The sequence below is a fragment of the Candidatus Magnetominusculus dajiuhuensis genome, from assembly GCF_046044395.1.
Taxonomy (GTDB): Bacteria; Nitrospirota; Thermodesulfovibrionia; order Thermodesulfovibrionales; family Magnetobacteriaceae; genus Magnetominusculus; species Magnetominusculus dajiuhuensis.
The window spans coordinates 1-22,768 of record NZ_JBJUSG010000050.1 but is presented as its reverse complement, the minus strand read 5'-3'; the positions used below and the strand labels follow the sequence as shown (position 1 = coordinate 22,768).

The 22,768-nt window shown below is 46.3% G+C and carries 27 protein-coding genes, 2 tRNA genes and 1 pseudogene; 21 read left to right on the top strand and 9 right to left on the bottom strand.

Going from position 1 to position 22,768, the window contains the following annotated elements; genetic code table 11:
* Positions 1–216: 216 nt before the first annotated feature.
* The 5 genes from AB7D94_RS08570 (at position 217) to AB7D94_RS08550 (ending at position 2,641) form a co-directional block, all read left to right on the top strand.
* Positions 217–618 (top strand): hypothetical protein, encoded by a 402-nt coding sequence (locus AB7D94_RS08570; RefSeq protein WP_420265381.1) that lies wholly within the window; start codon positions 217–219, stop codon positions 616–618.
* A gap of 46 nt (positions 619–664) precedes the next feature.
* Positions 665–877 carry a hypothetical protein gene (locus AB7D94_RS08565; protein WP_420265380.1) on the top strand — a complete coding sequence of 71 codons (213 nt, stop codon included), beginning with the start codon at positions 665–667 and terminating at the stop codon, positions 875–877.
* Between the two features lie 180 nt (positions 878–1,057).
* A complete protein-coding gene (locus AB7D94_RS08560; protein ID WP_420265379.1) occupies positions 1,058–1,276 on the top strand; it encodes a helix-turn-helix domain-containing protein in 219 nt (72 codons plus the stop codon).
* Positions 1,277–1,326: 50 nt separating this feature from the next.
* The gene (locus AB7D94_RS08555; RefSeq protein WP_420265378.1) at positions 1,327–1,545 is read left to right on the top strand and encodes a helix-turn-helix domain-containing protein; all 219 of its coding nucleotides are present in this window, start codon (positions 1,327–1,329) and stop codon (positions 1,543–1,545) included.
* 1 nt (position 1,546) lies between these two features.
* Complete coding sequence (locus tag AB7D94_RS08550; protein ID WP_420265377.1) at positions 1,547–2,641, top strand: tyrosine-type recombinase/integrase; 1,095 nt, start codon at positions 1,547–1,549, stop codon at positions 2,639–2,641.
* 36 nt (positions 2,642–2,677) lie between these two features.
* Here AB7D94_RS08550 and AB7D94_RS08545 read toward each other — a convergent pair.
* A tRNA-Leu gene (locus tag AB7D94_RS08545) sits at positions 2,678–2,761 on the bottom strand.
* A 223-nt stretch (positions 2,762–2,984) separates the two neighbouring features.
* On the opposite strand from AB7D94_RS08545, the gene AB7D94_RS08540 reads away from it, so the two are divergent.
* Positions 2,985–3,353, top strand: coding sequence for a DNA adenine methylase (locus AB7D94_RS08540; protein ID WP_420265375.1), 369 nt, complete (start codon positions 2,985–2,987; stop codon positions 3,351–3,353).
* A gap of 185 nt (positions 3,354–3,538) precedes the next feature.
* On the opposite strand, the gene AB7D94_RS08535 is transcribed toward AB7D94_RS08540, so the two are convergent.
* Positions 3,539–3,636: transfer RNA gene (locus AB7D94_RS08535), tRNA-Sec, on the bottom strand.
* A gap of 425 nt (positions 3,637–4,061) precedes the next feature.
* Between AB7D94_RS08535 and AB7D94_RS08530 the strand changes: the two genes are divergently transcribed.
* Genes AB7D94_RS08530 through AB7D94_RS08520 form a run of 3 tightly spaced genes read left to right on the top strand, consistent with a single transcriptional unit; the run spans position 4,062 to position 5,726 of the window.
* Positions 4,062–4,370: an antibiotic biosynthesis monooxygenase gene (locus AB7D94_RS08530; protein WP_420265374.1), complete on the top strand. Its 309-nt coding sequence runs from the start codon at positions 4,062–4,064 to the stop codon at positions 4,368–4,370.
* Complete coding sequence (locus AB7D94_RS08525; protein ID WP_420265373.1) at positions 4,343–5,530, top strand: iron-containing alcohol dehydrogenase; 1,188 nt, start codon at positions 4,343–4,345, stop codon at positions 5,528–5,530. Before AB7D94_RS08530 ends, AB7D94_RS08525 begins: the two co-directional genes overlap by 28 nt.
* 43 nt (positions 5,531–5,573) lie before the next feature.
* The gene (locus AB7D94_RS08520) at positions 5,574–5,726 is read left to right on the top strand and encodes a hypothetical protein (RefSeq protein ID WP_420265372.1); all 153 of its coding nucleotides are present in this window, start codon (positions 5,574–5,576) and stop codon (positions 5,724–5,726) included.
* On the opposite strand, the gene AB7D94_RS08515 is transcribed toward AB7D94_RS08520, so the two are convergent.
* On the bottom strand, positions 5,723–6,208 hold the full coding sequence (locus tag AB7D94_RS08515) for a hypothetical protein (RefSeq protein ID WP_420265371.1): 486 nt from the start codon (positions 6,206–6,208) through the stop codon (positions 5,723–5,725). The genes AB7D94_RS08520 and AB7D94_RS08515 overlap by 4 nt on opposite strands.
* Before the next feature lie 93 nt (positions 6,209–6,301).
* Here AB7D94_RS08515 and AB7D94_RS08510 point away from each other — a divergent pair, with 93 nt between their 5' ends.
* Positions 6,302–6,484, top strand: a complete 183-nt coding sequence (locus AB7D94_RS08510) for a hypothetical protein (RefSeq protein ID WP_420265370.1) — start codon at positions 6,302–6,304, stop codon at positions 6,482–6,484.
* Positions 6,485–6,659: 175 nt separating this feature from the next.
* On the opposite strand, the gene AB7D94_RS08505 is transcribed toward AB7D94_RS08510, so the two are convergent.
* The 4 genes from AB7D94_RS08505 to AB7D94_RS08490 all read right to left on the bottom strand — a co-directional run bounded on the left by AB7D94_RS08505 (position 6,660) and on the right by AB7D94_RS08490 (position 11,504).
* Complete coding sequence (locus AB7D94_RS08505) at positions 6,660–7,352, bottom strand: hypothetical protein (RefSeq protein WP_420265369.1); 693 nt, start codon at positions 7,350–7,352, stop codon at positions 6,660–6,662.
* A 25-nt stretch (positions 7,353–7,377) separates the two neighbouring features.
* Entirely contained in the window at positions 7,378–9,831 is a 2,454-nt protein-coding gene (locus tag AB7D94_RS08500; protein WP_420265367.1) for a hypothetical protein, read from the bottom strand.
* A gap of 774 nt (positions 9,832–10,605) precedes the next feature.
* Positions 10,606–10,827, bottom strand: a complete 222-nt coding sequence (locus tag AB7D94_RS08495) for a hypothetical protein (RefSeq protein WP_420265365.1) — start codon at positions 10,825–10,827, stop codon at positions 10,606–10,608.
* A gap of 182 nt (positions 10,828–11,009) precedes the next feature.
* The gene (locus AB7D94_RS08490; protein ID WP_420265364.1) at positions 11,010–11,504 is read right to left on the bottom strand and encodes a Fe-S-containing protein; all 495 of its coding nucleotides are present in this window, start codon (positions 11,502–11,504) and stop codon (positions 11,010–11,012) included.
* 111 nt (positions 11,505–11,615) lie between these two features.
* Here AB7D94_RS08490 and AB7D94_RS08485 point away from each other — a divergent pair, with 111 nt between their 5' ends.
* The 4 genes from AB7D94_RS08485 to arsB all read left to right on the top strand — a co-directional run bounded on the left by AB7D94_RS08485 (position 11,616) and on the right by arsB (position 13,926).
* Positions 11,616–11,972, top strand: a complete 357-nt coding sequence (locus AB7D94_RS08485) for an FmdB family zinc ribbon protein (protein ID WP_420265363.1) — start codon at positions 11,616–11,618, stop codon at positions 11,970–11,972.
* Positions 11,973–12,120: 148 nt separating this feature from the next.
* On the top strand, positions 12,121–12,567 hold the full coding sequence (locus AB7D94_RS08480) for an arsenate reductase ArsC (RefSeq protein ID WP_420265362.1): 447 nt from the start codon (positions 12,121–12,123) through the stop codon (positions 12,565–12,567).
* Position 12,568: 1 nt separating this feature from the next.
* Entirely contained in the window at positions 12,569–12,880 is a 312-nt protein-coding gene (locus AB7D94_RS08475) for an ArsR/SmtB family transcription factor (RefSeq protein ID WP_420265361.1), read from the top strand.
* On the top strand, positions 12,880–13,926 hold the full coding sequence (gene arsB, locus AB7D94_RS08470; protein WP_420265360.1) for an ACR3 family arsenite efflux transporter: 1,047 nt from the start codon (positions 12,880–12,882) through the stop codon (positions 13,924–13,926). The genes AB7D94_RS08475 and arsB overlap by 1 nt, the downstream gene beginning before the upstream one ends.
* Before the next feature lie 32 nt (positions 13,927–13,958).
* On the opposite strand, the gene fumC is transcribed toward arsB, so the two are convergent.
* A complete protein-coding gene (gene fumC / locus AB7D94_RS08465) occupies positions 13,959–15,380 on the bottom strand; it encodes a class II fumarate hydratase (protein ID WP_420265359.1) in 1,422 nt (473 codons plus the stop codon).
* Positions 15,381–15,527: 147 nt separating this feature from the next.
* Between fumC and AB7D94_RS08460 the strand changes: the two genes are divergently transcribed.
* The 7 genes from AB7D94_RS08460 (at position 15,528) to AB7D94_RS08430 (ending at position 22,228) form a co-directional block, all read left to right on the top strand.
* A complete protein-coding gene (locus tag AB7D94_RS08460) occupies positions 15,528–17,222 on the top strand; it encodes an NAD-dependent malic enzyme (protein WP_420265358.1) in 1,695 nt (564 codons plus the stop codon).
* An 84-nt stretch (positions 17,223–17,306) separates the two neighbouring features.
* A complete protein-coding gene (locus tag AB7D94_RS08455) occupies positions 17,307–18,635 on the top strand; it encodes a thaumatin family protein (RefSeq protein WP_420265357.1) in 1,329 nt (442 codons plus the stop codon).
* A 60-nt stretch (positions 18,636–18,695) separates the two neighbouring features.
* Complete coding sequence (locus AB7D94_RS08450) at positions 18,696–19,475, top strand: carbon monoxide dehydrogenase accessory protein CooC (protein WP_420265356.1); 780 nt, start codon at positions 18,696–18,698, stop codon at positions 19,473–19,475.
* Positions 19,472–20,080 carry a 5-formyltetrahydrofolate cyclo-ligase gene (locus tag AB7D94_RS08445; protein WP_420265355.1) on the top strand — a complete coding sequence of 203 codons (609 nt, stop codon included), beginning with the start codon at positions 19,472–19,474 and terminating at the stop codon, positions 20,078–20,080. The genes AB7D94_RS08450 and AB7D94_RS08445 overlap by 4 nt, the downstream gene beginning before the upstream one ends.
* Positions 20,077–20,634 carry a GTP cyclohydrolase I FolE gene (folE, locus tag AB7D94_RS08440; protein ID WP_420265354.1) on the top strand — a complete coding sequence of 186 codons (558 nt, stop codon included), beginning with the start codon at positions 20,077–20,079 and terminating at the stop codon, positions 20,632–20,634. Before AB7D94_RS08445 ends, folE begins: the two co-directional genes overlap by 4 nt.
* Positions 20,635–20,650: 16 nt before the next feature.
* Positions 20,651–21,502, top strand: coding sequence for a bifunctional methylenetetrahydrofolate dehydrogenase/methenyltetrahydrofolate cyclohydrolase FolD (folD, locus tag AB7D94_RS08435; protein WP_420265353.1), 852 nt, complete (start codon positions 20,651–20,653; stop codon positions 21,500–21,502).
* A gap of 45 nt (positions 21,503–21,547) precedes the next feature.
* On the top strand, positions 21,548–22,228 hold the full coding sequence (locus tag AB7D94_RS08430; protein WP_420265352.1) for a methylenetetrahydrofolate reductase C-terminal domain-containing protein: 681 nt from the start codon (positions 21,548–21,550) through the stop codon (positions 22,226–22,228).
* 326 nt (positions 22,229–22,554) lie between these two features.
* Here the strand turns inward: AB7D94_RS08430 and AB7D94_RS08425 are convergent.
* A pseudogene (locus tag AB7D94_RS08425) lies at positions 22,555–22,768 on the bottom strand (hypothetical protein); the annotation flags it as partial.

Sequence of the window (22,768 nt, the reverse complement as noted above, 5' to 3'; positions counted from 1 at the left end):
CCTTAAAGCACGGGGGCTTTTAACTCTTTTCGCTTCTCTATGTCGGTTATAGGGGATATTCTTATCCCGAAATGCAAACAACTGTCTTGTAATTACGTTACAGGGCTGGGGTATATGTCAATAACTAGTATTATCTTATTGCTGGAGCGTATAAGCAAGATTCGGAAACCATGCAGAATACTATATGTGTCTGATTTTGACCCAGCGGGCATGTCAATGCCGGTTCAAGTGGCAAGGAATATCGAGTTCTTTATTAACGAATATGTTGAAAAGGGGCTGATAACAGAGGATATAAAATTAAATCCAGTGATTTTAACGAGTGAACAAGTGGCATACTACAGCTTACCTAAAATCCCTATCAAAGAAACTGACAAACGGAAGGGCAACTTTGAGGCCATTCATGGGGAGGGAGCAGTTGAACTGGACGCGCTTGAGGCACTCCACCCTGAGGAGCTTGGCAAAATTATTGAAGACAATATCATGCAGTTTTATGATGTGGAACTCGTTGACAAGGTACAGTCAGCTAAGAAAGAAGCTGATAGAAGGATTCAAATGCGGTATAGTGAGAGGATAGAACACTATAAGGCAAGGGAACAGGAATTAAAAAAACGAGGCTGATTCAATCATAGAATATCACCGTCCTAAGATTGACGAGGTAATCGAAATGATTGAGGAAGCACTTGAGTCTGTTTATGCTGAGATAAAAACACAACGTCAAGACATTGCAAATGAGATTGCTAACTTTGATGTTGATTTGCCGACATTACCTAAACCTGAGACAGTGCCGGACGACGGGAACTGGTTATTCGATAGCAATCGGAGTTATCTTGAGCAGCTGGATTACTATAAGGAAAGGAAGGCAGCAAATACGGAGTAAATAAATGGCGCTTGCCGATAAAAACCGCCAGCGGCGCAATATCGCAGGTCTGGCGGTGGTCAAGCGTGTCAGACACACTGGGCGGTAATTACGTGATATGCAAATAGGAGATAAATTGAATCAATATCTTAGGCACAATTCGGGCACAGCCATCTGTGAAGCAAGGTATCAAGAGGGTCTATGAAGACGCAACGGATAAAGAATCCGTCGGAGCGGGTTAAGAAACGTCTGTATTCCATACGGGAAGCCTCAGAATATTTAGGCCGTACTGTATGGTCTATCCGCGAAATGATATGGGCTGGTAAGATAGCCTGTATCAGGGACGGGCGGCGTATCCTCTTAGATGTAAACGATATGGATTTGTGGATTGAGCGAAATAAAACAACATATTCTTATTAATTATAAAAATTTCTCTTGACAAATGTAAGCCAATGGCTTATTATAAGGATATGACACCGAAAGAGCTTAAAAAATGGCGTGCTGATAACGGCTATACTCAAGTAACGCTGGCAAAGGCGCTGAGCGTAATCCCCATTACCGTTTCCCGATGGGAGCGCGGTGTACGGGAGATTCCAAAATTCCTGCATTTAGCCCTTAAATACTTGGAATTAAAAGGAGGTGAGACAATAAACAAAGGGCACGAAAACGAAAATGAAAAAGGAGGTTAGCATGGGCAGTATTTATAAACGAGGAGATGTTTACTGGATTAAGTATTATCGAAGCGGTAAGTCTTATCGTGAAAGTTCTAATTCGTCAAAAGAAGGCGAAGCCAAAAGACTACTGAAACTTCGAGAAGGCACTATAGCTGAGGGCAAGTTTACAGGTTTAAGGGTTGAGCGTATCCGCTTTGAAGAGCTTGCTGAGGGCTTCCTGTCTGATTATAAAATGAATGGCAGGAAATCACTCGATAGGGCGGAGCTTAGCGTTAGAAATCTCACGCGATACTTTGAAGGGTTTAAGGCAATCGAAATCACAAGCGACAAGGTCAAGACTTATGTTGTCTCAAGGCAGAAGGAAGGATTAACCAACGCAACTATCAATAGAGAACTTGCGGCGCTAAAGAGGATGTTTTCCATAGGAGCAAAGCAGACGCCTCCAAAGGTGCACCAAATACCGTATATCCCCATGCTCAAGGAAAACAACGTGCGTACTGGATTCTTTGAACATGACGAGTTTCTGAGAATGAGGGAAGCGTTGCCGGACTATCTTAGACCAGTTTTTGTTATAGGTTATTACACAGGTCTAAGAATTGGTGAAATTCTTTCATTGCAGTGGATGCAGACCAATGTTTTTGAAAAGAAGATAACGCTCGATGCCGGAACTACAAAAAACAACGACTCAAGAGTTGTGCCATTAGTCGGCGAACTATACGAGGTTATCTTGCAACAGAGGAAGCTGAGGGATTCTATGTACCCTGAATGCCCTTACGTGTTTTTCAGGGAAGGAAAGCCGATTAAGGATTTCAGGGGTGCGTGGGAAGCTGCCATTAAGAATGCAGGGCTAACACGTCGGTTTATATTCCACGACTTGAGGCGGTCAGCGGTACGGAACATGACACATGCCTTGATACCAGAGAAAATAGCCATGAAGATAAGCGGACATAAAACCCGTTCAGTGTTTGACCGCTACAACATCGTCAATGAAGACGACTTAATCAATGCGTCTATGAAGGTATCCGGTATGCTGCAAGAGAAAGAGGACACCCTTCAGGCACAGTTGGGCACAATTACGGGCACAGTCGGAAATTTAAGGATGGTAAAGTAAGTGGCTGAATCTCTGGAAACCGGCGTATTTACTGGATGCCGGTGGGGGGAGTCGAACCCCCACGAAGTTGCCTTCAACGGATTTTGAGTCCGTCGCGTCTGCCAATTCCACCACACCGGCCGTTCCACAGTACAACCCACTGCCAACCTCCGTCTATATTAACATTATTTTCAAATATATTTACATACCCGCCACGGCATCTGTCAAATATGAAGATATATTCAGACTCTCAGGCTCATCTGTACCCCTTGTCTGCTTGTGCGCCGTCAGTATATATATCTCCGGTGGAGTATCCTCTTTTGCGCGCATCGAGGGTTACCTGTCATGCCATGCGTAATATCCAATGGCTGATACTTTCAATACCCGCTTAAGAAAAGGCACTGGATACCGGAGCCGCAATTTCTCTATCATCGCGCACCTCGCTGCGACTTCTTCGCAAAGTACGCTGCCGATTTTTTTAATATGTCTTTCTCCATCTTCCCCTCCTTATTATGGGAATGAGACTGATTACGGTAAGAATACCTTCTACCGTGATGATTTTGAAAAACTAAGAGACGTGTTGGCGGTGATACAGGGCAAGTGTATCATGTCCATAAACAATGTTGACTATATAAGGCAGCTCTACAGCGAGTTTACCATAGAGGAGGTCGAAACCACATGCAACATGAGTCACAAGAAAGAGGTGGTGGAGCTGTTCATCAGGAATTATTGATATGGAGGCTGGTTGGTTTAGGTGAAAACACCAGGATATTGACGGAATAAGGAATTTTTGCAAAATCGCCTGTTAAGATTTGCAAAATTGGCCGCATAGTTATATCAAAAAAGGCTGGTGACGGCATGGTGACGGTTTTTTTTGAGGGGTACGAGAGATTAAGTCCTTGATATTTAATAATATCTTGGCGGGAGCGTGTGGGAATCGAACCCACCCTTCCCGCTTTTGGCAGGAAACACCGGATTTGAAGTCCGGGAGGGACACCAGAACCCCATGCACTCCCATGCTGTAACTTGTTGATTTGGTGTTAATTGTAAGGTATCATTTCGTATCATCAGGTGTCAAGAGGTATCAAAATTGCTTGCATAACGCAAGCAGCAGATGCAGGAATGATAGCATTTGTTTTTTAGCAGTTCATCAAATAAAATTGACCCCTATCCTCATTGAAAAAAACATTCTCAAAGGGAATCTATCCAATATCACATCCCTATAACTACATACTTACTATATTTACAGACATGCTATGCACAATACCAGTGCTATCTTTACCTTCATCGAGAATTGCTGTATTTGGGCTGGATATCTTAACCGGATATGAGCTATTATTATTAACCGGATAGGACATTTCTACTTTGCTGTGACAATTATGACCCACAGATTGAAATATCCACCGCCGCATTGATATAATGGGCGAGGAGGTTTATGAATATGATAGTCACGGTGGTTGAGGTACATGTTAAACCTGAACATATAGACGCGTTTATTGAGGCTGTCAGGGAAAACCATGAGGCGTCGGTTAAAGAGCCTGGCAATATGAGATTCGACATCCTTCAGAGCGCCGCAGACCCTACACAATTTCTCCTCTATGAGGCATACGAATCCGGGGACGCCTCAAAGGCGCATAAGGAAACCCCTCACTACAATAAATGGAAAGACACGGTCGGCCCAATGATGGCCAGACCCCGTAAAGGCACGCCGCACAAGGTAATATGTCCGGTGGACAGGTCACAGTGGTAATCCCGCAGACCTTTAATTTTGCCAGGACTCCGGCGATATACTTTGGCGCGGGGGTGTTTAGTACGCTTCCCAAGCTCGTCTTCAGACCAGGCAAGACGGCGCTAATCGTAACCGGAGGGTCATCGTTAAAGAGCGCGGGCAGGCTTGATAATCTGCTGAGTTCGCTGCGAAAAGATGGAATTAAGTACTATATATTTCAAATAACCGGTGAGCCTTCGCCTGAGATGGTTGACGCCGCGGTTTCCCTGTTTGGCGGTCGTGGCATTGACTCCGTTGTGGGCATAGGCGGCGGCAGCGTGATAGACGGCGCAAAGGCCATATCGGCAATGCTTCCCCTTGGTGAAGGTGTTTTTAATTACCTTGAAGGCGTTGGAGCAAAGGCGGCACACAGCGGCATTAAAATCCCTTTCACCGCGGTGCCAACAACATCCGGGACGGGGAGCGAGGCAACGAAAAACGCCGTCCTAAGCCGTGTTGGGGCTGATGGGTTTAAGAAATCCCTGCGCCACGACAATTTCGTCCCCGACATAGCTCTGATAGACCCTGAGCTTACGCTGTCATGCCCGCCTGATGTGGCGGCGGCCTGTGCAATGGATGCCTTTACGCAGCTCATGGAGTCATACGTGTCGGTGTCGGCCTCGCCTATGACCGATTCACTTGCCATTGGGGCACTCAGGCTTGTCATAGAAAATCTGGAGGCGGCGGTAAACACAAAGGATATTAAAGCCAAAAGCGCGATGTCATATGCGGCGGCAATATCGGGGATAACGCTTGCAAACGCGGGGCTTGGGGTTGTCCACGGGCTGGCGTCCACGGTAGGTGCCTGTTTTGACATACCCCACGGGGTCATTTGCGGGACGATGGTAGGGACGGCAACGAGGGCCAATATCGCAGCCCTGAGGGCCACTGGCCCGGCAGCCCTCCAAAAATATGCTGATATCGGCTCATTGATAACCGGCGACGCGGCGGTAGACCCTGCCCTTGATGCCCTGATGGAAAAACTTAGCCACTGGACAGAGACATTGAAAATGCGGAGACTTGGCGAATTTGGCATAAAGCAATATCATCTGGAGAAACTTGCCGCCGCCGCGTCAAATAAAGAGAGCCCTATAAGGCTTAGCAAAGACGAAATCAAGTCTATTCTTTCTGAGAGGTTATAAAATGAGGGGTGCAAAAACATGACGCACAACAGGGCAGCCGCAAATGGCTGAAACCGATACCATCTGCAGCGTATGCGCGTGGAGGGGAGATTGCAAGAAAAAATTCCTCATAAGCGGCAAAGACATGCGTTGTGCCGACTTCGTTAAGGACATTTCCATCAAAAAGGACATCTCCATCAAAGACAAGGAAGATTAGGTCTTAGGCTTCCTCGTTCTGGCCGCTTTAGGTTCGGTGGATTTAGTCCTTGTGGCGTCGGTGCCGGGGTCTCTCTTCGCGCGCGGCTTGCGTGCCGGTGGTTTTACGGTATCGGCGTTGCCGGGTGTGGGTGCGTCGGTGGTCTTGCGAGCTGGCTCTTCCACCTTGAGCGTTTCAGCTTTTGGTATGTCAACCATTGGGGTGGCGTCGTCTACTTTTTGTGAAATCTCTGGTTGTGTAGTCTCTTTCGCCGTGTGGCAGTGGCATCGCTGCTCATCAGTGCTCTGCACACCGGTATTGGATTTTTCACATTGCCCCGATATTGCCTTCACCGAGGTATCATAGACAGATTGTGCTATATCAACAACCTTTAGACCTGCCTTGCGCACCTCTTCGGTGATGCCGGGCCATATCGTCTCAGGCCCAAAATACTTGTCTATAAACGACGACACAAACGATGTAATCTCTTCTAACTTTACCATTTGATTTCCTCCTTAAAACCGCAATTATAATAAAATCCCTCTATCTGAATCCCCCTGTGAAGAGGCATTGTCTGCCAGGCTGTAAACACTGACATGCAGCACCGTTACACACACCGCTATTTGAATTCTTTCACAAATCACCATGAATTGTCAAGTTTTGCTGAGATTGCTGGCAGTATTGCAAAACTTGATGAGCACATACGGCTGCTGCTTTTGGGGCAGTCACCGCCAGTGAAGGTTTTTAACAGCGTACAGAAGAAAGGCCAACGGCACTGACCCCGAACTATGGCAAATACAGGAAAGCAAGTACCCGCGCAACGATAACTACGACAGGGCAGACTTATCAACCGAGACGGCCTCATGGGTTGAAAACAAGCCAATCAATCACTTCTATAAACATGTTTCAGCTATTGTTGGGATTTCTACCGCTTATATGCATCATGTAGGATCTCTATTTACATAGGGATATCAGTAAACCTAATATTCCTGACCAATTTTTCTTTATAAATTCCTTTACATCCGTGATAGCACCTTTTATTTTATATAACTCTAACTCTTGTCCAAACCTGCACCATAGTTGATTACTATTTAGTTCATTACCTTCTTCCTTATATATTTTATCAAGGGCTTTTGCTGCATTTCCGAGGAATGATTTCAGCTCTACATAAGCGTTATCTCTACTAACCTGACCATTTAGCTTGCATACATAGTAACGAACCAGCTCTTCATCCTTCACTACCAGAAAATATATTATAAACGGTGACGCAACACTATCGCCAAGTTCAAATACTGCTTTAACTGTTAAATTATTGTTCGATAGAGTGTCCCCTCCATTTTCCATTATGCCGATCAGAGCTTTTCTTTCATCGTGGGATAAACCATTCTCTTTCTCAACAGTTAAGTAATTCAACTCATCTGGAATGAAATAAATACGCTGGTGCATTCCAGTAATTGGATCTATCTGACGCAAATATCGCGTATCGTTGAGAACTGCTCCTACTCCTAAAAGAGGGTCATCGTAGACTATAATACTGTACAAAGCAAAACCAGCTTCGTTTACTGCGTCCATACACTCCTTCTTTATTTCAGTGATGCTTCCAAAACTCTTGAGTGGTGGTAATGATAATTCTCCATCGCTTCTCATATAAGTTCTCCTTCTATTTTAGGATTTATTTTACCTTTTCTTTAAGTATATCGCAAAACATATCCAAATAATTTTTCAGCATAAAATCGTGACATGATTTAAGGACTACATTTCTTGCGGTAAATATTTGTCCCTTAAATTTAGGATTAGTAATATAAAATCCACCCGGTGTAGTATCTATATGGACACGTCCGGCCTTTTTTACCTTATTTGCTTTTGTATAATCTATTTTTCCGCTGCCATCTCTTTTCAAAACTGGAAAACTCTCATCAATGTCCTCAAGGAGTATTTTTATTAAGGCGTATATTATTCTGAATGGGCCAAAAGGCAATCCTTTGTCACCATCAATGTTGTCTATTTTCCCTGATAATATACTACTCTGAATATCGTCAATACTTCCCTTCTTTCCATTATACTTATCATTAAAGTTCCGTATAGTATCTGTGATACTCTTAAGTGCAGTAAAAATACTATATCCCGATCCATCCAATGGTTCTGTGATAAATCTCAGGTAAAGTTGCACCGCAAATATTAAATGCGTAGAATTAATCGAGTCAAAGTCGCTGAGATATTTTAAATGATATCCATCCTTTTCATCGAAAATATCATCTAATTTAATGATATGATCATTGATCTTCCCCTGGATATCGCTTTCGATATCAATATGATTAAGAACACCATCCTCTTCCTTATCGGCATGCATATCGGCAGCATTCATAATTTTCATGAGTGTATTATTTTCAGGCCTATAATCATTATCATATGATAGATTTAATTCCTCAACCAGAACAAACTTAGCTATATTAAGAGCTATCACATTAAATATTTTTGAATATGGGTAGATATCATCCGGTTGAGACGCTATGATTCCAAACATATATTTGGAATAATCGTGGAAATTATTGTCAAAACCAATTGTCAGCATCATATAATCACAGAGTATTTCTTCTGATAGGTCAACAGCGTGCCCAATCCACCCTTTTTCTATATCACTTGTTCTCTTAACTTTGTTCTTGCCTATATACAAATTAAAATATTCATTAGCACGATCCTTTAAAGGATCTTTAGAAGGCATCCGAGTTTCATTATGAGCGACCTCATTAATTTTTGTAATCCAATCAGCGATAAAAGAATGTGTGCATTCATGTATCAAAACAACAAGGCTTTCGGGTTGAAATATTTGCAGCATATTAAGGTGTATCATTGGTATGCCATAAGCTGATAATATAGATATGCCACGTTCTACGCCTATGTGAGCAAAACCTAATCTATCATTTGTTTTAATCCTATCTCCATGAGGACGGCTTTGCAAATCATCGCAAAAAACTCTATTCAATCTGCAGATGGAATTTATAAGCGAATCAACAATGTTGAGTATTTGAAGGCTGTTGCCTTTATATTCAGAATTTATATCTGAAATTTCATGCGTTTTTCTGCATGCGCGAAACCGTGTGTTAAACGTAGTGTTAAAAGTTGTTAACCAGTCACGTAGCCTTTGTACTAAATTTTCTTTTTTATCATCTTCACAGGTCATAATCTTGTCAATAATATATCTTACTGTATCATAATAACCGATGAATGAGCTAAATGTTTCTCTATCAAAAAGCACTAAATAAAAATCGTTGATTGTATTTACCAGACTAAACTTTAAGTGCTTTGCTACACCGAGTGTACTTAATTTATCCTCGACTTTAACGATGTCACCAGTATGCGTATTATAGATATCGGTTAAAATATAGTGCCAATATAAGTGGTCGTCGGAAGCTGTTTGTAATTTATAATTATTCCTGATACAAACTTCAGACTCTATTCGAACAACATGTTCCTGAGCATTCTTGCGTTTAAACCTAGTTAACCAGATAATATAATCTTTAAGAGAGGAACCATTAAGATTCATATAAACCTGGATGTCCTTCTGTCCAAATATATTATTATACGAATTGAAATCCTCTGAATCCTGTACGAAAGTCTGTTCATTACAGATTGTTTTTATGTTCGCGTCTATGCTGCTATGAACTTTGAGAGTATCCTCAAGTATTTGTAATGTGTTTTTTTGATGGCCTGGCTTTATATGAAAATTTACAGCCATAGTTATATCTTCTTCTAATATACTATAGTGTCGTAAAGTTCGATAGCGCTGTAAAGGTCTATAGCGCCGTAAAGGTCTATAGTGTCGTAAAGGTCTATAGTGTCGTAAATCAATAAGTTGATTATTATTCTCATCAACAGCATGTTTAATAGCCTTATCAATAGCCCGCGTGTATCCAACGTGAACAATAGTATTCAATAACAAATGGCATTGATCAAAGCCAAAGTCCGCTGAGTCCTTTTTATTACGCGTTGAACCATCTTTTTCACTGAGCTTTTTTAATGCTTTGCTCAACACACCGTCTATAGTATTGCAGCCGTTATCTTTCTTACATCGAGAGTTACACTGTCCTTGAACATCCTTAATTAAAATACTTCTTAACCACTTCACAATAGAATGTATCGTAGAATAACTATCCGAGAAGATCAATATAACTAAGTCGTCCCATCCATAACTGTCCATTATTAACAATTTGGTATTACTGCTAAGGTGTTCGTTCTCCACGTAAAAAAGATTATCTTTAAACTTGTCATATATATAGTTGATCAGTGCTCTCTTAGAGGCACACCAGCCTCTACATGCCTGGAGAATATTAATTTGTAGTTGACAAATACCAATTAATGGATATTTAAAATAGAAATCGTCGCTGAATATTATAGAAGGGTCTATTAAGAAAGAATTTTCGACGTTCCCGTCTATTATATCATCCGCGTTTATCTTATAGAGGTGGCCAAATATGCTCCTGTGAAACTGAACCTCTTGGGAACGGTTCAGGAAATTGAGAATATGGAAATCGTTCACGAGTGCAATTGAGAGTATATCATAGTTTCCCCAAATTGAATAATATCTAAATCTGAAGAGATTGTTATAGTGCGAGTCAATCTCCCAATCTTGAGCTGCGTCACCACCTCTTTGTAGCGCACATCTCTCCCCTTCGCGCGTATGGTAAAGCATTCGCGTCCTATAGCATCTTTGTACATCTTCCCCTGCGAGGGGTTCTTCTAACATGCTGGTAACATTCTGCTCTAACAGCGACTCCATTGCCGGCCTTACGTTATAAAATGTTAGGATTATCCCCTCGCCAATTTTGGCAAAATCACCTACATCACGATTATCCCTGCCACTCGTCCCGCCGTGGCTTGATTTAGTAGACAGCACTATTGTCTATCCCTCGCGCCTTTGCTTTGAAGACTTACGCATAGCCTCCAATTCCGCCCTACCTTTGTCAGTCTGATAGTATTTCAGAGGATCAGGATCGCCATCAAGAACGCTATAACCATCAAAGATGTCCTCCGTGTTTACGATTGAGCTTCGACGATTTTCAAATGGTGACACGTACCGTCCTGTATCGCCTGTCGCACCCTCGCCCGCCTTTTTCTGTGACATAAATACCTCCATTCCATACTAAACATTAGAACAGTAATTGTTCTATATGTAATACCCATCAACGTAATAATACATTACTAAACATTAGAACAGTAATTGTTCTATATGCAATACCTATCAGCATAATAATACATTTTCTCTATTGAGAATAGCAATATTTTTTATATCTCTATCAAAAAAAGTTATGGAAAAAACTGCCGTCCCTTCAGGATTTCTGAAAGGGGAATGGAGTATATACCATTTTCTTCCTTTCCCGCAATGGGGATTGGATAGCAACCGCCGATTCCTGTTTTCAGGTCCTCGTAGGGTATCTCTATCTGGCAGTTTCTGCACTCAAGAGATGACTTGTCTGCCCTATAGCCCCGGTTATGCTGCTTGCACGAGTTGCATATGTCGAAATAGGAATACATCTGGCCGTCTACCTTGACCACAAAAAAAAATATCTCCTTTGCCGCGTCCGTGTGTGCGTAAAATGCCGGTGTTTTCTCCTTAAACGACGCACTGTTTACCTGAAATATATCCCCTCTGAATTGCGCCGTATCAAAATTCCTTGATTTGTTACAACCCTGAAACACAAGGGCCGCCCAAATAAGGGCGATAACCCCAATAGCCGTCTTAATACCGTCTTTATCCCCCTGGCGCATGACTTTTATAACATAGCAAAACCACTCTATCACTTGTCAAGACAGCCACACACACCATGACAATTCCTTCCACGGCGTGCGCGTGTTGACCTCGAAGTGTCCTATGAGTTATACTACCCGTATAAAGCAAGGAGGATTGTGTAGATGCCTATCTATGAATACAAGTGTAATCAGTGTGGTGAGGCCATGGAAGCGGCGCAAAAAATCACTGACGCCCCGCTTATAGAGTGTCCGAAATGTGGAGGACAACTGAGAAAACTCATATCCTCAACATCCTTTATACTCAAGGGGAGTGGATGGTACGTAACCGATTACCCATCAAAAGACAGACAAACCTCTATGACGAGCGAAAAACCCTCGGCCAGCACCGAAACAAAAGGTGATAAGACGCCCGAAACAAAATCCGAAACGACAACGCCTGACAGTGCAAAGCCTGACGCCCCGACAACGCCTGATACGACAAAGTCTGACGCCCCGGCAAAAGAATCAGTCGGCGTTTAAACATCAAAGCCCTCGCAATGATTTAGCAGATGGCCTCACGCCGTGGGATTGCTTCGGCCTCATATATAAAATATTTTATATGTAGTATTGATTTTATGTTACAACATCATATATCATATAACAATATATTTATACAGGAGGGCATAAAATGGAAAGGCAGGAGGGACATAAAACGCAAAGGGTGCTATTCGTATGTATCCATAACAGTGCGCGAAGCCAGATGGCAGAGGAGCTGTTACGAAGACTTGGCGGTGGGCGTTTCGAGACGGAGAGCGCAGGGCTTGACCCCGGTGTGTTAAATCCCCTCGCGGTTGAGGTGCTGAGAGAAATCGGCATTGATATTTCAACAAAACAGACCCAAAGCGTTGAGAGCCGAATAAACTCCGGCATTACATATGATTACGTTGTAACGGTCTGCGACGGGGCAAGTGCTGAGCGCTGCCCTGTGTTTCCCGATGGAGGGAAGAGGCTCCACTGGAGCTTTGACGACCCGTCAGGTTTTACTGGCACACATGAGGAGAAACTTGATAAAACCAGAAAAGTAAGAGACGACATCCGGAGAAAGATAGAGCAGTGGCTCATGGGGCCGACATAAGATGGTAAAGCTATTTGGGGCGCTCTCGGACGAGACAAGGTTGCGAATAATCAAGCTGCTTGAGATGGGGGAGCTGTGTGTCTGTGACATAACGGCCGCACTGGATATGAGCCAACCAAAGGTCTCCTTCCATCTATCCACATTGAAAGAGGCCGGGCTGATAAGAGACAGAAAAGATGGAAAGTGGGTTTATTACAGCCTTGAGGCGGGAGATTTGTTCAACAGATTCCTGATTATCTCTATCTGCGAGAGATACTCAAACGGCGATGACCGTTACAGGCTTGAAAATTACAGAAAGGCGGGGGGCTGTTAATGAGAAAGAGACTTTCGGTACTGGACAGATACCTGACGCTGTGGATATTTCTGGCAATGGCCCTCGGTGTAGGTACAGGGTATTTTGTGCCGCGGGTTAAAGAGCTGGCGGCCAGTATGCAGGTTGGCACGACGTCAATCCCAATAGCTCTGGGGCTGATTCTCATGATGTATCCCCCTCTGGCCAAGGTCAGGTATGAGGAGCTGGGGTTGGTGTTTAAGGACAGGCGTGTGCTCATCTTGTCGTTGATACAAAACTGGGCTATTGGGCCTGTGCTGATGTTTTTTCTGGCGATATTGTTATTAAGCGACCTCCCTCACTACATGGTTGGGCTGATAATGATAGGCCTTGCCAGGTGCATTGCGATGGTAATCGTCTGGAACGATTTAGCCGAAGGAGACCCCGACTATGCCGCTGGCCTGACGGCGTTTAATTCGATATTTCAGATACTGTTTTATCCTCTTTACGCATGGATATTTATCACGGTGCTCCCTGAGTGGTTTGGGTTAAAGGGGGCTGTGGTTGATATATCCATAGCGCAAATAGCAAAGAGCGTACTCATCTATTTGGGGATACCGTTTGCGGCGGGTTTTACTACCAGATACATCTTTTTACGATTAAAAGGCCCGCGTTGGTATAATGAGCAGTTCATACCGCGAATAAGCCCATTGACGCTGGTTTTTTTGCTCTTTACAATAGTGGTGATGTTCTCGCTGAAGGGAGACAAAATCATAACGCTGCCCTATGATGTGATGCGCATAGCGTTGCCGCTCCTGATATATTTTGCTGTAATGTTTTTCGTATCATTCTATATGGGGATGAGATATAAAATGCGGTACGATAAGACGGTGACGCTGGCGTTTACGGCGGCAAGTAATAACTTTGAATTGGCTATTGCGGTGGCGGTAGCCGTCTTTGGAATAAACTCCTCAGAGGCCTTCGCGGCGGTCATAGGCCCGCTGGTAGAGGTGCCGGTAATGATAGGGATGGTCACAGTGGCCCTCTATTTCAGGAGGAAATTGTTCACCGCCGACAATTGCCGGTAGTTTAATATCACCCGGAGCTATCCAGGCCCCTCTTATGAGGACAGCTTCGGGCCGGTCATTGCCTCTGGCCGCACGTGTTTGTCGAATTCCTCACCAGTAAGAAACCCAAGCGAAGTACACGCCTCACGAAGCGTCATATTGTCATCAAGGGCCTTATGGGCCAACTTCGCGCACTTATCATAGCCAATTACCGGACTTAAGGCGGTCACAAGCATGAGTGAGCGCTCGACATAGGATTTAATACGCCCCTCGTCAACCTTAATCCCCCTGACAAGGAATTCCTCAAAACTCCCACACGCCCCCACAAGGATGTTCACCGAGTGCAGCAGATTAAATATCATAACAGGCTTAAAGACATTCAGCTCAAAATTCCCCTGAGAGCCGGCTATGCCGATGGCCGTGTCGTTGCCCATCACCTGTACGCACACCATAGTCATTGCCTCGCACTGCGTGGGGTTGACCTTTCCCGGCATTATTGAAGAGCCTGGCTCGTTGGCTGGCAGGATTAGCTCCCCAAGGCCGCAGCGCGGGCCGCTGCCAAGCCACCTGATGTCATTTGCTATCTTCATCAGAGAGGTCGCCAATGTCCTCATTGCCCCGCTTGCCGCCACAATCGCGTCATGTGAGGCCAGGGCGGCAAACTTATTCGGCGCGGTCACAAAGGGAAGCCCCGTGAGTGCGGCGATATGCGCGGCCACGGCCTCTGCAAACTTAGGGTGCGTGTTAAGGCCAGTTCCGACGGCTGTCCCTCCGGCGGCAAGCTCATACAGCCCCGGCAGCGCATTGCCGAGGCCCTTCAGCGCATGGTCAAGCTGTGCGACATAGCCGGAGAACTCCTGCCCCACCGTCAGCGGGACGGCGTCCTGCAGGTGGGTGCGGCCTATTTTGACGATGTCTGCGAATTCGACGGCTTTTTTATCCAGCGCGTCGCGAAGCGTCTTTATGGCCGGTATCAGCTTGCTTGTTATGGCGGTGGCGGCGGCTATGTGCATCGCTGTGGGAAATGTATCGTTTGAGGACTGGGATTTATTGACATGGTCGTTGGGATGTATGGGGTCCTTAGTGCCCATACGCCCACCGGCAAGTTCAATGGCGCGGTTTGAGATAACCTCGTTTACGTTCATGTTGCTCTGTGTGCCGCTTCCTGTCTGCCACACCCTAAGAGGAAAGTGCCCGTCAAGTTTCCCCTCTATTACCTCCTCGGCGGCCTTGATTATAAGTGCTGCCTTATCTGAGGGAAGCAGAGCAAGTTCAGTGTTTGACATCGCGGCGGCCTTTTTGAGTATCCCGAAGGCGTGGATAACCTCAATGGGGATGAGGTCGTGCCCTATGGAAAAGTGTATGAGTGAGCGCTGCGTCTGAGCGCCCCAGTAATGCTCAGCGGGGACGGCTATCTCCCCCATGCTATCGGTCTCAACGCGCGTACCGGTGCTGCCTGTATGTTGATTCTCCATGTGTTTACCTCCTTAATTTAGTTGACTTTATAGATTTCCTTCATTCATTATATATTATTGTAAATAAAGAGCTAATAGCAACCCGTGTTATCTGTCTGCCTTTGCCTTGCAGAGGTGTAATCTGTTGCTGAACAATGGAGAACAACGATGAAAGAAAAGAGCCTTGCCCCGGCCATTGAAACCAGTTTAAGCGGTCAAGCCCTCATGGACAATCCTTCTTTGAACAAGGGCACGGCCTTTACCCTTGAGGAGCGCCGTGAACTCGGCATTTTAGGTCTGCTGCCTGACCGCGTGGAGACCCTTGACGAGCAGGTTACGCGGGCCTATGAGCAATACAATAAAAAGCCGACCCCAAAGGCAAAAAACATTTACCTAAACGCCATTCGCGATAACAACGAAGTGCTCTTTTACCGTCTGCTCAAAGATCACCCCGACGAAATGATACCCATCGTATATACCCCCGTAGAGGCGGATATAATTGAAAACTACAGCCATGTCTACCGCCGCCCGCGCGGGATATATCTCTCATACGACCGCAGGGACGACATAGACGCCATCCTCGATAACCGGCCATTTGAGAGGGTGGACGCGGTGTGCGTTACAGACGCGGAAGGTGTGCTTGGCATTGGGGACCAGGGTGTGGGAGGCGCTGAGATTCCCGCTGCAAAGCTCATGCTCTATAGCCTGTGCGCGGGGATAGACCCCGCCACTACGCTGCCAATCCTTCTTGACGTGGGAACAAATAACGAGGCCCTGCTTAATGACCCATTTTACCTCGGTATTCGCCGCAAGAGACTCACCGGCAAGGAGTATGATGATTTCGTAGATAACTTCGTCAGTACGCTCAAGAGAAAGCTCCCCAATGTCTTTTTACATTTTGAGGACTTTGGCAGGGAAAACGCCAGGTCCATATTGGATCGTTATCGTAGCAAGACTTGCGTATTCAACGACGACCAGCAGGGAACCGGCGCTGTGGCATTGGCGGTGCTGAGGGCCGGGCTAAACGCCATAGGCTCAGGGTTTGCCTCTCAGAGGGTTGTCATCTTTGGGGCTGGCACGGCGGGCACCGGAATAGCCGACATGATATGCCTTGCCGCAATGGAAGAGGGCGTTGCTGAGCAGAACGCCAGAAAGATGTTCTGGCTCATTGATACAAACGGGCTGATACATGAAGGCTCAAAGGATGTGACCACAGGCCAGAGACCCTACGCAAGGACAAGTGAGGAGCTGTCGCAGTGGCACATGAGCGGCTCTGCGCCAATCGGCCTTGAAGATGTCGTAAAGCAGGTTCACCCGACCATACTAATTGGCACGTCCAAGCAACCGCGCGCCTTTACAGAACGAATTGTCCGTGATATGGCGGCACACACGGCACGTCCAATCATATTCCCACTGTCTAACCCCACCTCTTTGCATGAGGCAATCCCCGCGGACATCCTCGCATGGACAGACGGCAAGGCAGTGATAGCCACGGGAAGCCCGTTTGAGCCTGTGCCCTATGGCGGGAAGATATACTCAATAACGGAGTGCAATAATTTCTTCTTTTTCCCGGGCTTAGCCCTCGGCGCGATTGCCTCAGGGGCGAGACTGGTGACAGACGGCATGATAATTGCGGGGGCAAAGGCGCTTGGTGATTACCGGCCAGCAAGTGCTGACGTGGCGGGAGGGTTGCTTCCGGAGTTAAGCGAGGCGGTGCCGCTTTCAGAACGTGTTGCCCTTGCCGTTGGCGTGGAAGCGCTGAAACAAGGGCTTGCCGCGGTAGGCTCTGAAAGTGAGATACTGTCGGCAATCAAGGCCCTATCATGGAGTCCGCAGTACAGGAGGATAAAAAAAAAGCGATAAGGGCGCAGGTGGAAAAATCATAAGGTGAATCTGGTTTATCCGATTCGAGCTGAACATAGACATGTTTTACGGAGGTCACAAGCAATGAAAACACGCATACTTTCCTGTCTGGTTGCATTAGGGTCAATTTTTATAGCATTGATGGTTTTTAACGTCATCCCGTGCAACGCGGATATCAACCCCCACTATGTAATGTATATCAACAATTGCAGTTATCCTGTATGGGTAGGACAATTCGGCCAGGACGCTAATTCCCCAAGCGGTGGGTGGAAAATGGATAATAACTCCATTATTGTAAGCACCCTTGGAATCGGATGGAACGGCAGAATCTGGCCGCGAACTGGTTGTACCTTTAATGATGCTACCGGGCTATGTCCCAACCCTTCTCAGGATTGTTGTGTTACAGGTGGTTGTATTGACAATAATTCCAACTTCGCGATTAAGTGCGCCCAGCCGGGCAAGCCTCCGGTAAGCCTCTTTGAGACATTCCTTGACATAAATACTGATAAGGTGTATGGTCCAATAGATTTGTTTGATATAAGTTACGTTGACGGCTTCGGTGTGCCGGTTATGGTAACACCGGTATATCCTTTCGACTACCCCAAAGTGGGCAATCCCGGTTTGAGTAACCCAGCTTATTGGTGCAAGACTATGGGACACGCTAAAAATCCAGATTGCCCCAACAACATGATGCTTCCAGATAATGTCTCCTGTTATAGCCCATGCCAGTATGCTTCAGTGGCTCTTGGGCTATCTCCCTCAACATCTTTAGTTGCCAATATATGCTGCAGCAATAGCAATGTCCAGACCAGTACGAATAACTGTCAGGACAATGCCACCTTCTCAGACCACTGTTGCGCCACTGATTTTTGGGCGGGAGGTTTTGGTTGTAGTCCATATGTTGTTGATAATGTCACTCTGAAACAAAAGTATAATGACAATGAGGTGTGCAAGGCACTGGATAGTACGAGTACGCGCAGTTATTGGGGCAACTTAACCACCCCTACAGACCCATTAATTGGTACGAAAGCCCTCCAATACGTTCAAAATGTGCATACTTCAGCCCCGGGAGTGTACTCGTGGCAATTTGATGACAGCAGTTCCACATACACATGCCGTCTGACCAATGGTATTGTGAACTATGTGATCACTTTTTGTCCAAACGATTACGTGTCCCCCGATATTGCGATTTTTGGAATCTATATGTACGGTTCTAACAGCAGCAGATTCGGAATGCCGTCGGGAAATACGGTGACAGATGGAAAGGGCAACTATGTTGTAACCTTTACCAATGGTGATAGCATTATGGCTGCGTCAGACGGATATATGTATGTCAAGCTCAACGGCACGTGGTTACTTTATACCGATATCGTATCACCTAATGGTGTACAGTGGAACGTTACTGGTAAATAATGACCCTATCGCCGCCGCGACTTTGACAGAGCCGCATCGCGTTTGGTATAATTGCAGCTTATGAAAATCGCGATAACAGGGAAGGGCGGCGTGGGGAAAACCACTCTTGCGGCAATGTTGAGCTATTTATATGCCCGTGCCGGACGTAGGGTGATTGCCGTTGACGCCGACCCCGACGCAAATCTGGCCTCGGCGTTAGGTCTTTCTCAGGCGCAAATAAAGGACATTAAGCCGATTGCGGAGATGTCCGGGCTGATTGAAGAGCGTACCGGCGCAAAGCCCGGCTCTATGGGGGGCGTTTTTAAGCTCAACCCGCGGGTTGATGACATACCAGAGGCGTGCAGCATTGATATAAATGGTATAAAGCTGCTGGTTATGGGTAAATCCAAAGAGGCGGCGTCGGGGTGTTACTGTCCTGAGAATGTGTTCTTAAAACGACTACTGAAACACATCGTCTTAGACCCCGATATAGTGGTTATTGTTGACATGGAAGCAGGCATTGAGCATCTCACGCGCGGGACCGCAGGGGCGGTTGACGCCTTTATCGTCGTCGTTGAGCCAGGCTCAAGAAGCCTTCAAACAGCGCGCACAATCAAAGGTATGGCAGACACACTGGGTGTGAGGCACGTCTTTGTCGTGGCAAGTAAGATAAGGGATACCGCGGATATAGATTTCATTGAAAAAAATATTGAAGGCATGAACCTCATCGGATATATCAGCTTTAGCGCTGACATCGTACAGGCGGACATAAACGCCGCCCCGCCGTTTCTGCACGCCCCCAGCGCGGTTGTTGAGGCCGATATGATAAAAAAATCCATAGAAGAGGCCATCGCGCGATGATTGCGATAGGAACAGAACAGGCCGCTAAGATGGTGCTGCGAATAGAGGCCGTAAGGGTGCGTGATTCTATCGCCCCCGAAATCAAGAGGCTTAAAGACAAAGAGATACAGGATAATTTGTTTGAAACCGAGGAGTTTATTAAGGCCAAAATGGTCATGTTCTTCGCCTCCATCAGGAGTGAACCCAATACGCTTGATATGATTCAATCCTCGCTGAATATAAAAAAGACAATCGTCCTGCCGCGTGTTAATCTAAATACGCGTGAGCTTGAGCCATACGCCGTAAGAAACCTGTCGGAACTCGTACTGGGATATATGGACATACCGGAGCCGCGTCCGCAGCGGCGGGTATGCGCCGATGACATAGATATTATAGTCATGCCGGGCCTCGCGTTTGACAAGACAGGAGGGCGTATCGGCTACGGCGGCGGCTACTATGACAGGTTTATTGGTGGTAGAAGTGATAGACACCGCCCTGTCCTTGCCGCCATTGCCTATGGTGAGCAAATTTTTGAGAGTGTGCCGGTTATGAGCCACGACGTGAGGGTGGATATGATTGTAACTGACTCCGGCGTTTTATATTGCAGAGGGGGGAGCGCCGCTTGAATAAGCAAAAGATTGAGGAAGGCATACGGCTCATTCTTGAGGGGATTGGAGAGGACATCACAAGGCCGGGGCTTTGCAGCACGCCAGAGCGTATCTCTGCCATGTACGAGGAGATACTTTCGGGGCGCGAGACCTCAATTGAGGAGATATTGCACCCTATTAAGGGCGAATCTCACGAGGAGATGGTGATGCTTAAGGATATAAGTTTTTATTCTATGTGTGAACACCACCTGCTGCCTTTTTTCGGGTTTGTAAACATAGCCTACATACCGACCGCGGGTAAGATAGTGGGCATTGGGTCGCTGGCAAGGGTGGTGGATATACTGGCACGGCGGCTACAGGTGCAGGAGAGGCTGACTACGGAGCTTGCTGATTTGATAATGGCAAAACTCCGGCCAAAGGGCGCTATGGTCATTATAGACGCCGAGCATCTGTGCCTGAGTATGCGTGGCACAAAGAAAAACGGCGCACGGGTAGTCACGTCAGCAGTTCGGGGTATATTCAGAAGTAAACAATCAACCAGAGAGGAAATGCTCGCTCTCATTAAAAAATAATCTCAAGGAGGGTTCAGTGTCAGCAACTATAATTGATGGAAAGAAGGTAGCGAAGGACATAACAGAGGCGTTAAGGCATGAAGTAGAGGCGCTAAAGGCAAAGGGTGTGGTGCCTGGCCTTGCGGTTGTACTCGTCGGTGAGAATCCGGCGTCAAAGAAATATGTGTCAAGCAAGGAAAAGATGTGCGAATCGCTGGGAATCAAAAGTATGGGTAACAAGATTCCAGAAGATTCCACGCAGGAAGAGCTTATGAAGCTTATAGACGACCTGAACAATGACCCTAAGGTTCACGGCATCCTCGTCCAGCTTCCCCTGCCCAAACACCTGAACGAAAAGGAAGTCATGCACGCAATCTCACCGGATAAAGATGTTGACGGTTTCGGGCCGGACTCACTGGGAAGGCTGGTGCTTGATGAGCCGGGCTTTTTGCCGTGCACCCCGCATGGCTGTATGAAGCTGCTTGAGGCCTATGGCGTTGATCCCAAGGGCAAGCACGCGGTGGTAGTGGGAAGGAGCGTTATCGTTGGGAAACCCATAGCGCTGTTGCTTCTAAGGCAGCACGCCACTGTTACAATTTGCCACAGCAGGACGCCTGACCTGAAAGAGACCTGCCTGAGAGCAGACATCCTCTGCGCCGCGGTAGGCAAGGCCGAGATGATCAAGGGCGACTGGATTAAGGAGGGTGCCGCGGTTATAGACATCGGTATCAACGTCAAAGAAGACGGCAAACTTACCGGTGATGTGGAGTTTGAAAAGGCAAAGGAGAGGGCGGGTTTTATTACCCCGGTTCCGGGTGGTGTGGGGCCTATGACGATAGCCATGCTCATGTACAATACCGTTGAAGCCGCCAAGGCCACCGTAAAATGAACAGCATAATAATGAATAGTAAAATAAATACAAAGTGAGGACAACATGATTATCTCAAAAAGGAAGCCCCACGAGGAGCTTATGAAGAGCCTCAAAAAATATAACAGTTTCTTTTTGGTTGGGTGTTCTGAGTGCGCGTCTCTTTGCGGGACGGGCGATGAGGCCGCCATGAAGGCTATGAAAGAGGAACTGGAGCAAGAGGGAAAGACCGTTACGGGGATGCTGATTCCAAAGACGGGATGCCAGACGCTTGGCACAAAAATAGAGTTGAAAAAGGACAAAGAGGCCAGTGACGCCGCAGACGCAATTGTGGTAATGTCGTGTGGAGCGGGCACACAGTCCGGCGTGGAGATATTCCCTGATAAACCGGTCTATCCATCAAACGATACCATGTTTTTGGGCAATATGACCAGGTTTCAGGTGTTTGACGAGAGATGCTCCCTGTGTGGCGAGTGTATAATTGACAAGACCGGCGGCATCTGCCCGATTACAAACTGCCCTAAGGGACTGCTCAACGGCCCGTGCGGCGGCATGAAAGACGGCAATTGCGAGGTAAGCGCAGATATAAAATGCGCATGGGTGAGGATTTACGAGAGGCAGAAAAAGGTAAATGAGCTTGATAAGATGAGCGAAATACTGCCACCTAAGGACTGGTCAAAAAAACAAAACCCGCACACTATGGCAAGGCAAGAGAAGGATAAGAATATAAAAGAAAAGAAAGCCTGAAAAATAGGGCAACACGCCCGTGTCCCGTTGCATAATAAATAAGTAAAAAAGGAAGGCAGTGGGATATGACACAGGGAAAAGGCAGAGAGACGCCGTGAACTCTCTGCCTGTGCGGGGAGGGCTGTATGGCCTCGGTGGAGGCAGTCCTTGCGTGTTCAGGGGAGGCGACTGGGCAATTTTCAAAGGCGGCTGCCATACAGGGCAAACGCATTTGAAAATTACAATCGGAATCTCATGGACTGGATTCCAGCTTTACCGTGAAAATCCTATGGAGCTAGGGCACACACCTCCCCCTACCGTCTCTTGACAGTTTTTTTGCTATGATTCTACGCTTTTTTCCTTACATATCCAAGTTTAGTTAACATTCGTATCCAGCGTGGAGCATTTCGTTTTGCCATCAACGCCTCGTAATCTATATTTGGATCGTTGTAAGGTTCTTTCTTGGTCAGGAGTGTGTAGATTACCTCCAATATCTTATGGCCTACAGCAACGTAAGCGTCTAAATAACTACACCCGTTGATTTCCCTGCGAGGGCATCCC